This is a genomic window from Maribacter arenosus (assembly GCF_014610845.1).
GTDB lineage: Bacteria > Bacteroidota > Bacteroidia > Flavobacteriales > Flavobacteriaceae > Maribacter_A > Maribacter_A arenosus.
Window position 1 is genome coordinate 45,201 of sequence record NZ_JABTCG010000005.1, and the last position, 17,980, is coordinate 63,180.

Below are 17,980 nucleotides of genomic sequence, written 5' to 3' on the forward strand. Positions count from 1 at the left end.
AGAAATAAGATATTCCCTAAGTAGAATATCATTTTAAAGAATTACGATTATCAATTAAAATAGTATACTAATAATAAAAATGTTATGGAAAAATATGTAGATGCCTTTGTAAACTCATTTATGGGGAGTGTTGAATGGACCTGGAAGTCCATAATCTTTGATGTGCCCTGGTACACCAATTATTTTTGGGGACTTACCCTTATTTCATTGATAGTCTGGGGATTGGAAATCGCCTTTCCTTGGCGCAAGAACCAATCTATCTTTCGAAGGGATTTTTGGTTAGATGCCTTTTATATGTACTTCAACTTCTTTCTCTTCGCCATCGCCATAAGTGGTTTTTATAAATTTTTGGGGTTAATCTTCAATGATATCGGGATTTCAGCAAAGAGCCTAACTCTAATCGATCTTACCAGCTTACCCATGTGGGGACAATTACTGATTTTCTTCATTATATTGGATTTTGTACAGTGGTTTACCCATGTACTGCTGCACAAATATCCATTTTTATGGAAATTCCATAAGGTCCACCATTCCGTAAAGGAAATGGGATTTGCGGCGCATTTGCGCTACCATTGGATGGAAAATATAATCTATAAACCTTTAAAAACCTTAGGGGTAATGGTTATTGGTGGCTTTGAACCCGAGCAGGCCTATATCGTTCATTTCTTGGCCATTTCAATAGGGCATTTAAACCATGCCAACATCAAGATAACCTGGGGGCCCTTTAAATATATTTTCAATAACCCCGTTATGCATTTATATCACCATGCCTATGTACTGCCAGAAGGATCCTACGGCGTAAATTTTGGTATAAGTCTAAGTCTTTGGGATTATATTTTTAAAACGAATTATATTCCGGAGGATAGTGGTACGGTTGAATTAGGATTCCCAGGGGATGAAACCTTTCCGCAGGATTTCTTCCATCAAAATATTTATGGATTTGGGAAACCAAAAAAGTAAATGATGATGGGTTTTGAAAAAAGGCTGAATAGCAAATCTTCGAAATCTGGATTAAAGTGGGGGGTTATTTGAATTTGAACCTGCTTGACTATTGCTCAAGAACAATGCTCCATATACCCCTTACTTGATTGACGTCATAACCCAAAGCCTGGTCCTTAGGATACAGGCTTTTTAACATTCGTAAAGTTTCTGTAGTTACCTCCTCATTAGGTTTGCCATGGCATTGCAAGCACATTGTATTGGTAGTAATAGGATAATAAAAATGTATTTGCCCATTGATCTCTTCGGTTATTGGGTCTATATCCGGCCCTCTTTCAACAAGCTCCTTAAATGTCGAGATATAAGCAAGTTCCTTTGCATTGGCCTTGTTGTCAGGATTTCTTGGTTTGTCCGAAACCCTTTTTATTCTAACCTTATGGGCAATAGCCATGCTATCGGTCAACTCAATGGCCCTAAGGTTACAAAACCCGACTGCGCCTACGGTACCTTTTTGGTTAATGGCATTCATTAAATTTTTGCCTAACTGGGCCTTTGTAGATAGTGCATATTTTAAACCTAGAGCGCTATAATCGGTTGCGGTTTCGTTTTGTCCCATACGGTTTCCCATACCTCTTCCCATGCCCATACCTCTTCCCATGCCCATGCCTCTTCCCATGCCTTGACCTTGACCGTGCTCTTGTTGATAATGGGACTCAAACCATTCGGGTTTTTCGATTTCATGGTCATAAAGATATTCCGCGATCAATTTAATCTCTTCCTCAGGGAAAGGTTGGTAAGGCATGATACCAAATCTTTCTAGAGCGCCTGGCATTTTTGACTTTTCCACTGAAGGTGCATTGATCCAATTGATCAGATCATTTTGAAACTGTTCTTTGGTAGTTTCTGTATCGATATATCTTCGTTTTATCGCGATCATGGGTGGAGCGATCCTACTATCTTCTGGAGTATAAGGGGTATGGCATACATAACACTCGGTTTCCATTATTTTCTTTCCGGGATGCTCTAAAGTTGCGACAGTGGATTCGGTAGTTTTATCCGCTATGGATGCCGCATTTTTTGTGCCATCCTTACAACCAGCAACTATCCATAAAAGGACTAAAATGTAGATTCCTTTCATTTTTTGGCCATTTTACCAGTAGCACAACTAACAATGGATTTCGCTTTGGATGCAATAGTATTTTTACTATCCACGGAGGGGTAACCTAAATCCTTAAGCTTATGCTTAACTTTTAAAGCATCATCGGGCTCCTCATAAGCAAAGGATACACTTGAAGTATTTGGGAATACCTGTACCTCTGAAATATTATCCATTTCAGATAATTTATTCGTAATTGTTCTGGCGCAACCGCCACATTTTAAGTTCTGTACTATGATTGTTGCCTTCATTATATTATTCTTTGTTCGGATCAATATTTCAACCCACTTTTTAAAATAGTTCTATAAACACCAATGGTATTTTACCAACGCATATATCCCCCTTTTAGGTCGTAAACCTTTTCAAAACCCATATCCAATATTTTGCGTGCAGCCTTTCTACTTCTACTCCCCGATCTGCAATACAGGTAAACAGGCTTACTTTTGTTCAATCTGGCAAAAGACTGTTCAAAAGTTCCCTTTTGAAACCAATCAATATTAATGGCTTTTCCAATATGTCCTGCTCTATATTCCCTTGGGGTTCTGACATCTACCAACTGCACCTTTTTATTACGAATGGCCGTTTTGAAGTCATGAGTATCAAGTAATTTAAATTTATCGGGATCAAGGGGACTTCCGCCAAATAGCAAACTTAAAATTGACATATATTCTTTTTATTATTTGTTTCTGTACTTTTTAGATTTTGAAATAAGGAATTAGATTTATAATTGTCCATATTGTCAAATAACTCCAGTTAAAGAATCCCACTTACTCTCCTTAAGACGAAATCTTAAGGGTATAAAAGTATAATCGTTACTTGGCCTATGAAGTAACATTGGTTACAAAGTTCGTAACAACATGAAATATAGAAACTGATAAATATCAGCCTAATCCATTTAAAGTGATTTCTCCATAAAGTAGACTAGAGGGTAAAGCCTATTTATCCTTTAGGTTCACCAATCTTATTTGATTTCTATTGAGTTCAATTTCTCCCAGGTTTTCAAGTTTTTTTAGCAATCTTGAAATCACTACCCTAGAAGTATGAAGCTCATAAGCGATTTGTTGGTGGGTCGTACTAATCGTGTTATCGTTGGTGACCCTTGCTTTATCCTTTAAATACTTCAAAAGACGGTCATCCATCTTTAAAAAAGCTATGCTATCGATGGTCTCGAGCATTTCATTCAATCTGTTATGGTAGCTTTGCAGCACAAAATTCCGCCAACTGGTATACTTGGCCAGCCATTCCTCCATTTTCTGAATGGGAACCATGATCAATTTGGCATTCGTTTCGGCAATGGCTCGAATCTCACTTTTGGTATGCCCCATGCAGCAAGTCAGTGTCATTGCACAGGTATCACCATGTTCTAAAAAGTACAATAATAATTCATCGCCATCGTCATCTTCGCGAAGTACCTTGATAACACCGGAAATCAATAAAGGCATAGATTTCACATAATCGCCTATTTCCATTAGTTTATGTGCTTCATGAATTTCCCTATATGTGCCTGTTTGATTTATTTCATTTATCAGTTCCTCCTCAAAAATATGCCCGTAATTTTCCTGTAGTTCTTTGATCATACCGATTATGTAGAGGTTCAATTTTAATTTCAGCCACGTCAAAAATAGTCTTCATAATTTAATTTGGAAATGAATATGGGGAATACTTTTCAAATTAACTTATTTTTAGACCAAACTTTAATTTCAGAGCCAGAATAGCCTTGTTTTTGGAAGATAGGTATACGTGTAGAAAATGACCGAATACACCCAAATAAAATTATCCCTTGAAAAAGCCGAGGATTTGGCATTTGACCTCTTCAACATTGAAGGAAAAGCAATTGCATTGGCAGGGGAATTGGATTTTAACTTTAAAATCATTCACAAACATGGGCAATGTTTTGTCTTAAAGGTTTCCAGGCCGAACGTAAACGTGGCCTACCTGGAGTTTCAACAAAAACTACTCCAGCATATCGAAGCCCAGCATACCGATATTGTTTCCCCCGAAGTTATCCTTGATACCCATGGCAAAACAATTTCCAGTGTTGTTGATGAACAGGGATACCATCGCAAAGTAAGGTTACTGACCTGGATTCCCGGAAGAATTTGGAGTTCTGTCAATCCGCACTTAGATGGGTTACGGACCAGCCTAGGGGAAGAATGTGGTAAATTGACTACGGCTTTGTTAGGATTTGAACATCCTATGGCATCACGTGAATTTGATTGGGACATAGCCCAAAGTTTTTGGACCAAGAAGCATGTACATCTCTTTGAGGCGGATAAGAGGGAAATCATTACCTATTTTCTAAACGAATTCGAAAGCATACTGGAGGGCTATAGCCAACTTAGAAAATCGGTTGTTCACAATGATGCGAACGACAATAATGTTATCGTTTCTGAATCCCCAATACATCCCAGGGTTATTGCAGCCATCGATTATGGCGATGCCATCCATACCCAAATCATCAATGATTTGGCCATCACCTGTGCCTATGGCATTATGCACCAGAATGATCCTTTACAGGCAGCCTTATCAATCGTTAATGGGTATCATAACAGCTTTCCCTTGCAAGAGGAAGAATTGAAGTATCTCTACTGGGCCGTCGCCATGCGTTTGGTCATCTCGGTGACCAAATCGAAGTTGAACAAGATAAAGGAACCTGATAATGACTATCTCCTGATCAGTGAAAAACCAGCTTGGGAATTGCTTGAAAAATGGCGAAACTTAAGCCCTGATTTTGCCGAGTATAGCTTTCGGAATATCTGTGGATTTAGTGCCCATCCCAAGGAACATAAATTTAAGGAATGGGCCAAGAATAGCAATTTTACCCTGCCCAACTTGTTTCCATCTATCGACACCAATTCGGTATACTGCTTGGATTTAAGTGTCTCGAGCCCATGGATCGGGCATCAAAGCGAATTCAATGACCTGGATTTGTTTCAATTTAAGATCGGACAACTTCAAAAAAAACATCCTTCAAAAATCATAGCTGGGGGCTACTTGGAACCAAGATCGCTATATACCTCATCAGCATACGACAAAATTGGGAATTATGGTAAGGAAAGCCGTACGGTACATTTAGGTATTGACTATTGGCTACCCGCGAACACACCTGTCCACGCTTTTTTAGAGGGTGAAGTTGTGATTGCCACCAACGATGTTGGTGATAAAGAATACGGAGGTTTGGTTGTTTTAAAACATAAGTCGAATGACTTGGTTTTCTATACGCTGTATGGACATTTATCGGTAGCCAGTGCCACCGCACATAAAATTGGGGACAAATTGAAAGCCAATGAACACATTGGTGTTTTGGGCCATTATCCTGAGAACGGCAATTGGGCCCCCCACCTCCATTTTCAGGTATTGTTATCCTTGCTCGATTACGCCGATGATTTTCCTGGGGTTACCTATAACGCTCAAAAAGAGGTCTGGAAAAGTATTTGTCCTAATCCCAATTTGCTGTTTAAATCCAAGGGGTTGAATACCACTTCATACCAAACGAATAATGAACTTGTTGCATTTCGCAAAAAGCATCTTGGAAGAAGTTTAAGCTTACAATACAAAGAGCCTATAAAAATGGTTCGTGGCGACGGCCCATATTTGATCGATCAGTTCGGTCGACGTTATTTGGATACTGTGAACAATGTGGCCCATGTAGGCCATGAACACCCTAGGGTCGTCAAAGCTGGGCAACAGCAAATGGCCTTATTGAATACCAATTCGCGCTATCTGCATGAAAACATCAATGCATTGGCTCAAGAACTATTAGACACCTTGCCCAAAGAATTGAGCGTTTTACATTTTGTCAATTCAGGCAGCGAAGCCAATGAATTGGCGATTCGCATGGTAAAGGCCGTTACGGGTGAAAGGGATATTATTGCTTCGGAAGTAGGCTATCATGGCAATACGAACATGTGCATTGATATAAGTTCTTATAAATTTGATGGCAAAGGAGGGCAAGGTGCTCCTGATCATACACATATTTTTCCCTTACCAGATGCATTTCGCGGTAAATACAGGGGCGAAAATACAGGACTGTTATATGCCCGGGAAGTACAAAAACAAATAGATGAAGTGCATAAAAAAGGTCGGGGTGTTGGAGCACTGATTGTAGAGCCTATTATAAGTTGTGGTGGACAGATCGAGCTTCCCAAGGGATTTTTAAAACAGGCGTATCAGAATATTCGTCGCGCAGGGGGTTTGTGTATTTCAGACGAGGTACAGGTTGGTTGCGGAAGAATGGGCAAAACCTTTTGGGGTTTTCAATTGCACAATGTGATTCCGGACATTGTCACCGTCGGCAAACCCTTAGGTAACGGGCATCCGTTGGCAGCCGTGGCCTGTACCCCGGAGGTGGCAGAAAAATTTGCCAATGGCATGGAGTATTTCAATACGTTTGGCGGCAACCCAGTTTCCTGTGCCATTGGTACCGAGGTACTAAGGGTGGTCAAGGAAGAAGGTTTGCAAAGAAATGCCTTGGAAGTGGGAAACTATCTTAAAACCGAATTGAAGGGATTGGCCACCAAATTTCCAATACTTGGTGATGTACGTGGCGAGGGTCTTTTTTTAGGTATTGAATTGGTAGATGCCACTTTAAAACCCCTTGCAGCACAGACCGATTATTTGGCAAATCGCATGAAAGATTATGGTATTTTAATGAGTACCGATGGCCCTTATCACAATGTCTTGAAAATAAAACCTCCCCTGGTTTTCACAAAAGGGAATGCCACGGAATTGTTATACTATCTTGAAAAGATTCTAAAAGAGGATTTTATGAAGATTTGAAGTATCAGTATATGAAAAAAGCCCTAAGTTTTCTTCTAGTCCTTTTGGCAATTATCAGTTGCAAAAAAGTAAAATTACCTGAAGTTGCCAAACAGGAAAACCATTTTAACCACCAAATCTTCGAGGAAAACAAATTACCTCCTAGGGCGACCTATTTTAGTTTTGAGTCTCTGGAAAAAGAAAAAAAGGAGAATTCAAGACGATATTTAAGTCTTAACGGTACATGGAAATTCCATTTCGTCAAGGACCCTAAAAAAAGGCCGACCACCTTTCAGAATATTCAATTTGATGATTCCGATTGGGATCTTATTCCTGTGCCATCAAACTGGGAGGTAGAAGGATATGACTATCCCATCTATCTCGACGAACGCTATCCTTTTGACACCCAATGGCCCCAAGTACCGACCGATTATAATCCTGTGGGCACCTATCGTAAAAAAATAATCCTAGAAGACGATTTTCTGTCCGAAACGGTCATCCTGCATTTCGCAGGGGCAAAATCGGCCCTATATCTCTATGTGAACGGCAACTATGTAGGATATTCCCAAGGCAGTAAGACCCCGGCCGAATTCAATATCAGTAAGTATCTAAAATCAGGTAAGAACCTAATCGCCCTCCAAATGTTCCGTTGGAGCGATGCCAGTTATCTTGAAAGTCAGGATATGTTGCGCATGAGTGGTATTGAATGTGATGTGTACTTATATACCCAACCCAAAGTACATATTTCGGACTATCATGCCTATACCAATTTGGATGATTCCTACACCCAAGGAGTTTTCAGAGAAAGCATTACTATAAACAACCCCACAAATGATATCTATACCCGAACGATCAAGTTGGAACTAATGAATGATGGGAAATCGGTTTATACCGATGAAAAAACAATGGAATTACCAAAGGATTCGCAGGTTCCTATAGTCTTCGAAAACAGCATCAAGGAAGTAAAACAATGGTCGGCAGAAAAACCGAATCTATATGGACTTCGAATTTCGTTGGAAGACAAGCTTAACCCTAAAAACAATCAATATATAAAGCAAAACATCGGATTCAAAAGGGTTGAGATCAGAGATAGCCAAGTGCTGATCAATGGGAAGGCCATTTACATCAACGGTGTGAACAGGCATGAGACAGATCCTTTTACCGGACATGTGGTTTCAAAGGAATCCATGCTGAACGATATTAAACTAATGAAGCAGAATAACATCAATGCGGTACGAAGCTCCCACTACCCCAACGACCCCTATTGGTTGGAACTTTGTGACACCTACGGCCTTTATGTGATTGATGAGGCGAATATTGAAAGTCACCCGTTGGCTATCGATGAAAAAACCCAGATAGGCAACGATATGAGCTGGTACAAAGCCCATTTATCACGTACGCAACGCATGTATTTTAGAGATCGTAACCATCCTTGTATCTATTCATGGTCATTGGGTAATGAAGCTGGGGAAGGCGAAATATTCAAATCTACCTATGCATGGTTAAAAGAAGCGGATGACAATAGAATTGTGCAATATGAACCCGCTGGCAAGGAATATTATACAGACCTTTATTGCCCCATGTACCCAAAACCGGAAGACTTGGTTGCGCATGGAAAATCAGATTCGAATAAGCCCTCTATAATGATAGAGTATGCCCATGCCATGGGTAATTCTGTGGGAAACCTACAGGATTATTGGGATATTATCGAAAAATACCCCAAGCTACAAGGTGGATTTATTTGGGATTGGGTAGACCAAAGTTTGGAATACATAAATGAGGAGGGAATCCCATATCTGGCCTACGGACAGGATTTTCATCCCGACTTGCCCACCGATGGCAACTTCCTAAACAATGGGCTGGTGGATCCATATCGCAATGCACACCCGCACTTATCGGAAGTTAAAAAAGTATATGAACCCGTGCAGTTCAAATATATCCTAAATGGGGTAATCGTACTTGAGAACAAGAATTTTTTCACGGATCTATCTGACAAGGAAATCAAAATTAGGGTTTTGAAGAATGGCATAGCCTATTTACATCAAACCGACTCAAATCTAAATGTACCGCCACGACAGTCGGTAATCAAATATTTTGACAAAATCCCCACTACCTACGAACCGGGATATGAGTATATCTTAGAGGTAAGCTTACTTCAAAAAGTAGCGAGCGAACTGTTTCCCAAAGGATACGAAATAGCCTGGGACCAATTTATTTTGAATAGGGATGTTCCGAAAATTGCGGATGTCCAAAAAGATAAGGAGGTATTGAGTATCAATGCATCTTCATCGGGGATAGAAATCTTCAACAATACCATAAATCTAACTATGAATGCCAAGACCGGGGAAATAATATCCTGGGTGTATAAAGATGCCCTAATTACCGATCAGCCCATCCGTCCCAATTTTTGGCGACCCCCAACAGACAACGATTTGGGTAATGGCATGGACAAGTGGGCCAGTGCTTGGCAACAGGCCACATATGACTATCGGGCTTCCTTAATTGAAAAACCTGTACATTCTGGAAATAAGGTGACCTTTCAAGTTGGTTACGCTACCCCTAGAAATGAGGCCAAAGTATCTGTGGTATATTCTATTCATCCAACCGGAGAATTATCGGTGGATTACGAATTTCAACCTACCAAGGATTCTTTGCCTAACATTCCCCGATTGGGAATGTACCTTACCCTAAACGATAATTTCAAAGAAGTTGCATGGTATGGCAAGGGTCCAGAGGAGAGTTATTGGGACAGAAAAACGGGGGTTAAAATCGGGTTGTATGACGGTAAGGTTACCGATCAATTCCATAGATATCCCAGACCACAGGAAACAGGCAATAAAACCGATGTTCGATGGATGGAAATTTCGTCTAATGAAGTAGTGCTTACCGCTTCATCCAACCAACTTTTAAATGCTAGTGTATGGCCATTCGTCATGACAGAAATCGACTTCAATAGCGATGAGGCGGAACTGTCGGCTTCCGGATTGGTGCCCGTTACCAAAAAACATGGTGCCGAAATAAAAATCGGAAAAACGGTACAATGGAATATTGATCTTCAACAAATGGGCGTTGGAGGCGATACCTCCTGGGGAAGGCTCGTTCATGATGAATACACCATACCACCGAAACTTTACCACTACTCTTTCATAATTATGCCTTCGCTCCCCATCAGTAAAGGACCCCCTAATCCTTGAACCAATCTTTTACCAATTTTTGTGCATTTTGATTCCCATCAATATGCTCAAATTCATTTTTGGTCAAATTATGGGTATAATCCTTACCCCATTCTTTATGATTTTTGGCTACTTGGGCAATGGCATCGCAAATAAAATCAACTTCGTCGTTGGTCATTGTTGGGTGTATCGACATTCGTACCCATCCAGGTCTTTCCATTAAACATCCTTCTAAAATCTTTTGTTCTATAACTTTCGAGGTCAATTGATCTACATGTAATAAATAATGTCCATAAGTGCCGGCACATGAACATCCACCACGGGTTTGAATTCCGAATCGATCATTCAATAGGGTTACAATCAGGTTGAAATGTGCGTCCTCAATATAGAATGAAAAAACACCCAACCTATCTTTATGCTCACTGGCGAGTATATGTAGTTTATCAATCTTGGTAAGTTGTTCGAAAATCCGCTTATTCAATTCCTCCTCACGTTTATGGATATTCAATACACCCATATCTTCTTTCAACTGTATGGCCAAGGCAGTTCGTATAGCCTGTAAAAATCCAGGTGTACCGCCATCCTCCCGAGTTTCAATATCATCGATATAATCATGATTTCCCCATGGGTTGGTATAGGTAACGGTTCCTCCGCCAGGATTGTCGGGGATTAAGTTTTTATACAATTTCTTGTTGAAAACAAGGACCCCACTTGCCCCAGGTCCGCCTAAAAATTTATGGGGAGAAAAAAAGATGGCATCCAAATATTCATCTTCATTTTCTGGATGCATATCGATTTTTACGTAGGGTGCCGAACAGGCAAAATCGACAAAACATAATCCATTATTTTGGTGGATCATCTTTGCAATTCTATGATAATCGGTCTCTATGCCCGTGACATTGGAACAAGCTGTAATAGAAGCGATCTTTAATGGATGCTCCTGATATTTCTGTAATAGGGCCCCAAAACTTTTAAAACAAATCAATCCCCGGTCATCAAAAGGAATAACCTCAACATGGGCAATGGTTTCCAACCATGAGGTTTGGTTAGAATGATGTTCCATATGGGATATAAAAACAATGGGGCGCAACTCATCTGGAATCTTGGTATGTTTCCTAAGATTTTCCGAAACTTTGAGTCCCAAAATACGTTGAAATTTATTCACAGCACCCGTCATTCCAGTACCTACCGTGATAAGTACATCATCGTTATTCGCATTTACGTGTTGCTTGATCTTTTTTCGGGCTCTATGGTAACCCATGGTCATAACCGAACCCGTGAAGGAGGTTTCGGTATGGGTATTGGCCACAAAAGGGCCTATTATTCCCGTTAATTTGTCCTCAATAGGGCCGTATAACCTCCCACTGGCCGTCCAATCCGCATAGAGTATCCTTTTTTGTCCATAGGGGGAGGTAAACGTTTGGTCTTGACCAACAATATGTTGTCTAAACTGCTGAAAGTAGTCTTCCAATCCTGTTGCCGGACCATTTGATTTTGATACTGTTACACCCATAACTATTTAATGAATACGCTGTCTGAATATCTATTCAATACTCCATCGGAATACAAATTCAAAAGTACGAACCACATCCTAAAAATAAGTAAATCTTTTGAGCTACAACCCCTTATGGGAATCCCTCTTGCCAGAATATCCTTTTAGTCTTAATCTACTTAGGGTTTATTGTCTTTTTATAACTTAAATCGTGGAGAATTTCCTAGTTAATTATTTGAAGTGTAACAAATGTTACATAATAAAAGTGATGATTAGCATACATTCAAAAACTCAAAAAACAGAAGAAGTATGAAAAAAGATTTTGAAACCAAAGTCATTGGATGGGCATTTATCATTGGTGCCATCCTATTATGGGGAGGGTGGTTTTTTTCCCCACATCATTTAGGCGAGTATATCGTTGCAGCTGATTTCGAAGCGATCAACCAAAATTTATGGACCTGGATCTGGTTATACCGTATGCATATTTTTGGTTGGGTGATCATGGGGATTGCCATGTTCGCACTAACATCAATCGCGACTAAGAAACCTTATCGTGTTCTAATTTATCCAGGAACGGGAATGGTCATTGTCGGCACTTTCACCTTGGCCATCGCCGCGGCGTTTTACTATACTTTCGGAGCATGGGGCGTTGGGAAAACTGCTGGGAAATCCCCAGAGGAAGTACAACTAATCATGGATGGACTTCATTACACCAACCATTATGTAACATGTTTTGTGCGATTTGGCCGTGTATTTTCAGGGGTCGGCCTGGTCATTTTAGGGGCAGCTTTTGTGAAATGGAGTATTGTGAGCAAAGCACTTGGCTGGCTCACTATTGTAATGGGTATCGTAACCATGGGAATCATCATGGGAATCCCTGATCATTTTGAAATCTACAAACCTATGTTCCATGTTAAAGTGGTTTGGCTTGTATTAATGGGGTTGACCTTATTGACCAAAGGCATTAATCTACCTGATGTTGAGGAGAAGGCATAGCGTAAAACAATAATTTAAAAATGTAAAGTCCCGATGTTTCTTCGGGACTTTTTCATTTTAAGTTCTGTTGGGATAGCTCGGTTTTAAACAAATAATAGAACCAAGGTCAAAATGACACCCCCTAAGGTAAAATAGAGTCCTTTTTTAAAGACCGAAGTAGTGGGCTTGAACATCCAGAACGCCGAAACTGCAAAGAATAAAAGGGCCACACCAAAGAAAATCCCTAACCAAAAAAGTGGATGGCCGGAATGCATCTTATGTATCTTGTTCATATTTTCGAGCAGTATGGGAAGTTGTTTTATGGTATAATCCGCCACACCGGTATTTTTGTTATAGGTACCTCCGTCGAAATATAATACATCCCCTTCTTCCCTATCGACCTTAAAGCGACCCATTCCCAAAGCCCCACCTAGGTTTTCCGCCGTGAGATTCGCCTCCAATATTTTATTGACATGGACTTCGCTCTTTAGGTAGTCGGTATTTCTAAAAGTCAAAACAATGCCACTGATGGCATAGACAATCATGATACCTGCTAAAAAAAAGCCTAAATACCTATGAATAACCCTAAATAATTTTTCAGATTTTCTTCCCATAATTGCATACTGGTTTACTGTTAAATACAATAGCTAAAAATGGCTGCCAACCCTTATTACCCGTTGCCTAAAAAGTTACTTTTTATTGTTGGGTATAAGACATCTTGTAATTCAAAAGGTTTAGTCTAAACCTAGCATCTTTTCAATTAAAGTGAAGTTAATTGGGCTAGTTGAATACAAATCCAAATCACACTCAGGTCAACTTTAGGATATCGCTCAATTTCTTTCTGGAAATGCCAAGCTATCCGCAGGGTAGGTTTGTTTTAAGTAATCCATTTGTGCTTTGGCCCAATCTATGATCATTTGTCGCTGCTCTTCGGTTAAGTTTGCCTCGGGATGCAGTCCAAAATAAGTATATGATGGTAAGGGCATTTCCATTTCCTCCACCATTTCTATGGTCTCTTCCAATTTATGGTTTTGGACAAAAAGTGGCTTTTTGGTGAATTCGGAAAAATTCAAATGTTTCTTTCCATCTACCACATGATGGTTAAGCCACCAAGCAACCGGTTGAATGTTGGCATACCAGGGATATTCCGTTTTATTAGAATGGCAATCGTTACAGGACACTTGCAACAAATGGTTGATATCGTTAGATACTTCGTATTTGGTTGAAATGTCATAGGTAAGGTCGTTCGATTCGTTTTTTTCGGGCCGGATGAACTGTATGATGATAAGCACAATTCCTAATCCTATCAAGATTTTTTTCAACATGATATTTTTGATTGGTTAAACACTACTTTTATTTGACTTGGGATGATTCCCAAGGATTAGTCACTTCTTGTATTTCTGGACCCTTTCATCATCTATGACCCCACTCCAGTTCATGCCAAAGGCAAAATCATATTCATTGCCTGCGGAATCAGTATATACAGCCATGTCAAAAGGCACATCTTCGAACTGTTTTTCGACTACACGCATATTCTCGGGCATCTGCATGGGTAAAAGTGCCGAAGGTTCCACCATTCCGGAAATAATATCGAACAGTGCCTGATCTTGCACGCCGAAATTCAACAGGAGGGCCGAGGCGTCCTTTTCAATTTCCGAGAACACCATGGGGTTCGTAGTGGTAACCGAAACCAGTACCGGCTTACCTTTCATTTTAGCCTTGGTTTCCTTAACCAATTGGGCATCTGTCTTATTGGCCGTTGTGGTCGATTTGTTCTTATAGCCCCTATCGTTAAAATTTTCCAAGGGGTCCCCGCCAGCAATACTATGATCGCGTGCCTCGGTCGCTTTATAATCGCCATATTGGAGACTAATGGGAATGTAGCCATTGCCCCCTTTTTCCACATCCGCCTTATCATAACCGATAGTGGCGACCGGGTTTTGGATAAATACAAAAGCCATATCCGCTTCCCCTGGATTGTCGGTTACATTAAAATATTTCTTCGCTAGTTCGATGCTCACAGGATAATCGGTTGAAGCCGGTATTTCCATCCCCAAAAAATTTCGGCTTGCAGGCACATAACGCTTGGGAATATATACCGTTTTCTTGTCCTTAACCGGGAGTAGATTGTCTGTGTTTTTTAGTAAAACGATTGATTTTATTTGGGTCTCGTACCCTGCCTTCATGAATTCGGGTTTGCCGACGATACTTTTGGTTTCCAAAGGATCCAAATATGGATTTTCAAAAGCACCGACCCTAAAAATATTCTTCAAAAGGCGTACGGCGGATTGCTCCATTCTAGCGCGCATTTTGTTTTCGCCATGTTCTTTTACACCCATTACATAGGCTTCCAATACGGGCTTGGCATCATTGTTTCCTCCAAATTGGTCTACACCTGCCATCAATAGTTTATAATGGCGTTCAGCAATGCTCAAGTTTTCAACGCCCCACGATTTTCCGTCAATAAAGATATCCATAGCCTTATGGTCCCGGGTAATCAACCAATCGGTGCAAACTACGCCGTCGTAACCATATTTTTCGCGCAGCAAATCGGTAATCAGATATTTGTTGTACGAGTTCCCCACGTTCTCCCCGTTTTTGGTATCCTGGTTCCAGGAAATGGTATAGTAGGGCATTACCGCTGAGGCCATTTTTGTAGGGCCATCCAGTTTAAAGGCACCCTCGGTAAACGGAATCAGATGGGCATCAAAGTTATTGCCTGGATAAACGGCAAATTTTCCCGCACCGTAATGGGCATCCCGACCAGCTTCGCCCGAGCCGCCGCCCGGCCAATGTTTTACCATGGCGTTGACGCTGTGAAAGCCCCAGCCATTCGCGATTTCACTATCGCCCGTGGAAGTTTGGAAGCCATCGCAATAAGCCTGTGCCATTGCGGCGGATAGTTTCGGACTCTCGCCGAAAGTACCGCTGAAACGGGCCCATCGGGGTTCGGTTGCGATATCTACCTGTGGCGATAATGCCGTGGTAATGCCCAAGGCCCGATATTCCATTGAACCGATTGTAGCGAACTGTCGAACCACTTCAGGGTCAAAAGTAGCGGCCATTCCCAATGAACTGGGCCACATGGAAATTTCCCCGCCTGCCGCGGCATCATATTCCGCTTTGGCCTTTGTGCCATGTCTGGGGTCAGAACTATTGTTGGCAGGTATTCCTAATCCGGTTCCTTCGCAGAAGGCCTGCAATTTGTTGCTCCATTTTGCGGCAACTTCTGGAGATTGGACGGTGGTAACTAAAACATGCCTTAAGTTGTCAGTTTCCAAGAACTTCCGTTGTTGATCCGTAAGGGCCGAAGGATCTGTTACGCCCTCCTTATAAGATTGGCCATCATAGGTTCCCGCAAAATAGCCATCGGGTCTTGCGGGAATGGACTGATGGGCACTATACAACATTAAACCTGCGATTTGTTCAACGGTCATTTTGGACGCCAAGTCTTTCGCCCGCTCATCGACTGGCAAGCGCCAATCTTCATAAGCATCCAATTCGCCGTTCTTGTTAAGGTCCTTAAAGGCGTATCGGTCAACGGTCAAAAGTTTTACCCCTGATTCTGGGTGATAACCCAACATACTCCCATCTTTGTTATTAATGCTTATGTACCCGTCATGTTGTTCGTTAGTAAACTTTTCACCACAACTGAACAATAAAAGCGCTAAAGAAGGGATCAAGGTCGCTAAAAATACTATTCTTGACTTCATAAAGTTGTTTCTAAGAATATACAAGGCCTACTTAAAACCAATCTCCTTCAAACCCTCATGGCTGATCTTAATAGCCTCCAATGGTTTTAGATCATCAAAGGTTCTGTCCTGTTCCACCATATAATATTTCATGCCAGACAATTCCTTATTTGCCAATATCCTAGCAAAATCGATTTGACCTTTGCCCACCGGTGCAAATCTACCTTGGTCATCCATGTCCTTGACATGCCAGATCTTGAATCTTTTAGGATATTTATTGAAATAGGCCACTGGATCCGCACCTGCCTTGGTCACCCAATAGAGATCCATTTGGAAGTTCACATATTTAGGATCACAATGCTCCAATAAATAATCAATGGGGACAATACCCTCCGTATCTTTTAAATATTCAAAATCATGGTTATGGTAGAGTAATTTCAAACCAGCTTTTTTGGCCTTCTTGCCTAATGTTGTCAGAATGTTGGCCAAATTTTCAGCACCTCCGGTCATGCCCATGGTCCTGGTTTCACTATCTACTTTAAAAAGCCCCATAGGTGGTACTGGAATCACAAAATATTGAAAACCCGCAGCTTTTACATCGGCCATCATCGCATCGGCATTTTCCAAGGTAACCGAACCTTGATGGGTACTTATAGGATTGAGTCCAAGTTGCTTGACATAGGTTTTGAACTCAGCCGGAGTCATATTATAAAATTTGCCATCAGAATATCCGGCCGCTTCTATATTTTTGTAGCCGGCATCGGCAACGGCCTTTAAGGTTGCCCGTGCGTCTTCACCCATAGCATCACGTACGGTATACAAGGCCAATCCTCCAAATTTTTCCTGTGCATGCGTCGTTAAAACGCCCATAAGAATAAAGGAAAGCACAAATCCCTTCACTAAATCGTTGAATTTTAATTTTCTCATTTTATCTAATTGTTTTAGTATTTATTAGTATTCTATTTTCTTTTAAGGTGGTCATCCTTTATTTAAAGCTATAGAGATATGGAGCTTTGTGGGCCTTACCCTGATATAGCTTTTCATGTCTTTCCAAGATGTTCATACCTAAAATACGACGTTGAAAGGTTGTTCTGCGTAAGTTTTCCCCTAAGATGGCCTCATACACCTGCTGCAGTTGTTTCATGGTAAATTTGGATGGTAACAGGTTCATACCCACCAACTTCTTCTCAATATTGTTCCGTAGTACATTCAAGGCTTTATCCACCATTTTTTCATGGTCCATCATCAATGGGGGCAATTCATCAATAGCATACCAATTAATACTATCTGACAACAAATCCGGTTTGAGAGTAACTTTGTCGTAATTGATCAATGCATAGTAGGCAACGGAGATAAACCGATCTAACATCCATTTATTGGTATCCAAATCAAAGCTATTCCCTAACAAGATACGTTTCATGACATCGGAATCTGAACGCGTTAAACTTCCAAACGTATGGAACTGTTCAAAATATATTTTATCCAAGCCCGTACGTTCCAACACCCCCCTTTTAACCGCATCATCCAAACTTTCATGCCGTTTCACAAATCCGCCTGGCAATGCGAACAATCCCGTATTATGATATTCTAAGATCAATATTTTCAATTGTTCGCCGTTGAAACCAAAAATGACGGAATCATAGGATAGATTGGGGATATAATCCTCATCTTCAATATTTCTTATAGCCTTTTTTGAATTCGAATCCATACTGACATCAAATAAAAGACAAACCTGTGAGATAACAAAGTTTTATTGTAACAAAATGAGACAATAAGATACTCAAGGTAAAAATCA

General features: G+C 40.7%; 14 protein-coding genes. 4 read left to right on the forward strand and 10 right to left on the reverse strand.

Annotated features, from left to right (window positions below):
- The first annotated feature begins 84 nt into the window (after positions 1 to 84).
- Positions 85 to 960 carry a sterol desaturase family protein gene (locus HPE63_RS13885; protein ID WP_188314900.1) on the forward strand — a complete coding sequence of 292 codons (876 nt, stop codon included), beginning with the start codon at positions 85 to 87 and terminating at the stop codon, positions 958 to 960.
- 88 nt (positions 961 to 1,048) lie between these two features.
- Here the strand turns inward: HPE63_RS13885 and HPE63_RS13890 are convergent, their stop codons facing one another.
- From HPE63_RS13890 to HPE63_RS13905, 4 genes are all read right to left on the reverse strand, one after another.
- The gene (locus HPE63_RS13890; protein WP_188314901.1) at positions 1,049 to 2,077 is read right to left on the reverse strand and encodes a c-type heme family protein; all 1,029 of its coding nucleotides are present in this window, start codon (positions 2,075 to 2,077) and stop codon (positions 1,049 to 1,051) included.
- Positions 2,074 to 2,346 (reverse strand): heavy-metal-associated domain-containing protein, encoded by a 273-nt coding sequence (locus HPE63_RS13895; RefSeq protein WP_188314902.1) that lies wholly within the window; start codon positions 2,344 to 2,346, stop codon positions 2,074 to 2,076. The genes HPE63_RS13890 and HPE63_RS13895 overlap by 4 nt, the downstream gene beginning before the upstream one ends.
- A 71-nt stretch (positions 2,347 to 2,417) precedes the next feature.
- On the reverse strand, positions 2,418 to 2,759 hold the full coding sequence (locus HPE63_RS13900) for a rhodanese-like domain-containing protein (protein WP_188314903.1): 342 nt from the start codon (positions 2,757 to 2,759) through the stop codon (positions 2,418 to 2,420).
- Positions 2,760 to 3,030: 271 nt separating this feature from the next.
- On the reverse strand, positions 3,031 to 3,672 hold the full coding sequence (locus HPE63_RS13905) for a Crp/Fnr family transcriptional regulator (protein WP_188314904.1): 642 nt from the start codon (positions 3,670 to 3,672) through the stop codon (positions 3,031 to 3,033).
- A 172-nt stretch (positions 3,673 to 3,844) separates the two neighbouring features.
- On the opposite strand from HPE63_RS13905, the gene HPE63_RS13910 reads away from it, so the two are divergent.
- Positions 3,845 to 6,874 carry an aminotransferase class III-fold pyridoxal phosphate-dependent enzyme gene (locus HPE63_RS13910; protein WP_188314905.1) on the forward strand — a complete coding sequence of 1,010 codons (3,030 nt, stop codon included), beginning with the start codon at positions 3,845 to 3,847 and terminating at the stop codon, positions 6,872 to 6,874.
- Positions 6,875 to 6,885: 11 nt separating this feature from the next.
- Complete coding sequence (locus HPE63_RS13915; protein WP_188314906.1) at positions 6,886 to 10,047, forward strand: glycoside hydrolase family 2 TIM barrel-domain containing protein; 3,162 nt, start codon at positions 6,886 to 6,888, stop codon at positions 10,045 to 10,047.
- Here HPE63_RS13915 and HPE63_RS13920 read toward each other — a convergent pair.
- Positions 10,037 to 11,539, reverse strand: a complete 1,503-nt coding sequence (locus HPE63_RS13920; RefSeq protein ID WP_188314907.1) for an aminotransferase class V-fold PLP-dependent enzyme — start codon at positions 11,537 to 11,539, stop codon at positions 10,037 to 10,039. The genes HPE63_RS13915 and HPE63_RS13920 overlap by 11 nt on opposite strands.
- A 288-nt stretch (positions 11,540 to 11,827) precedes the next feature.
- On the opposite strand from HPE63_RS13920, the gene HPE63_RS13925 reads away from it, so the two are divergent.
- Entirely contained in the window at positions 11,828 to 12,514 is a 687-nt protein-coding gene (locus tag HPE63_RS13925; RefSeq protein WP_188314908.1) for a hypothetical protein, read from the forward strand.
- Between the two features lie 83 nt (positions 12,515 to 12,597).
- Here HPE63_RS13925 and HPE63_RS13930 read toward each other — a convergent pair whose 3' ends face one another.
- From HPE63_RS13930 to HPE63_RS13950, 5 genes are all read right to left on the reverse strand, one after another.
- Positions 12,598 to 13,107 (reverse strand): PepSY domain-containing protein, encoded by a 510-nt coding sequence (locus tag HPE63_RS13930; RefSeq protein WP_188314909.1) that lies wholly within the window; start codon positions 13,105 to 13,107, stop codon positions 12,598 to 12,600.
- A 216-nt stretch (positions 13,108 to 13,323) separates the two neighbouring features.
- Positions 13,324 to 13,818 carry a heme-binding domain-containing protein gene (locus HPE63_RS13935; protein ID WP_188314910.1) on the reverse strand — a complete coding sequence of 165 codons (495 nt, stop codon included), beginning with the start codon at positions 13,816 to 13,818 and terminating at the stop codon, positions 13,324 to 13,326.
- Between the two features lie 60 nt (positions 13,819 to 13,878).
- Positions 13,879 to 16,206 carry a glycoside hydrolase family 3 protein gene (locus HPE63_RS13940; protein WP_188314911.1) on the reverse strand — a complete coding sequence of 776 codons (2,328 nt, stop codon included), beginning with the start codon at positions 16,204 to 16,206 and terminating at the stop codon, positions 13,879 to 13,881.
- A 27-nt stretch (positions 16,207 to 16,233) separates the two neighbouring features.
- Positions 16,234 to 17,055, reverse strand: coding sequence for a sugar phosphate isomerase/epimerase family protein (locus tag HPE63_RS13945; RefSeq protein ID WP_223198192.1), 822 nt, complete (start codon positions 17,053 to 17,055; stop codon positions 16,234 to 16,236).
- A 115-nt stretch (positions 17,056 to 17,170) separates the two neighbouring features.
- On the reverse strand, positions 17,171 to 17,893 hold the full coding sequence (locus HPE63_RS13950; protein WP_188314913.1) for an NUDIX hydrolase: 723 nt from the start codon (positions 17,891 to 17,893) through the stop codon (positions 17,171 to 17,173).
- Positions 17,894 to 17,980: the final 87 nt, after the last annotated feature.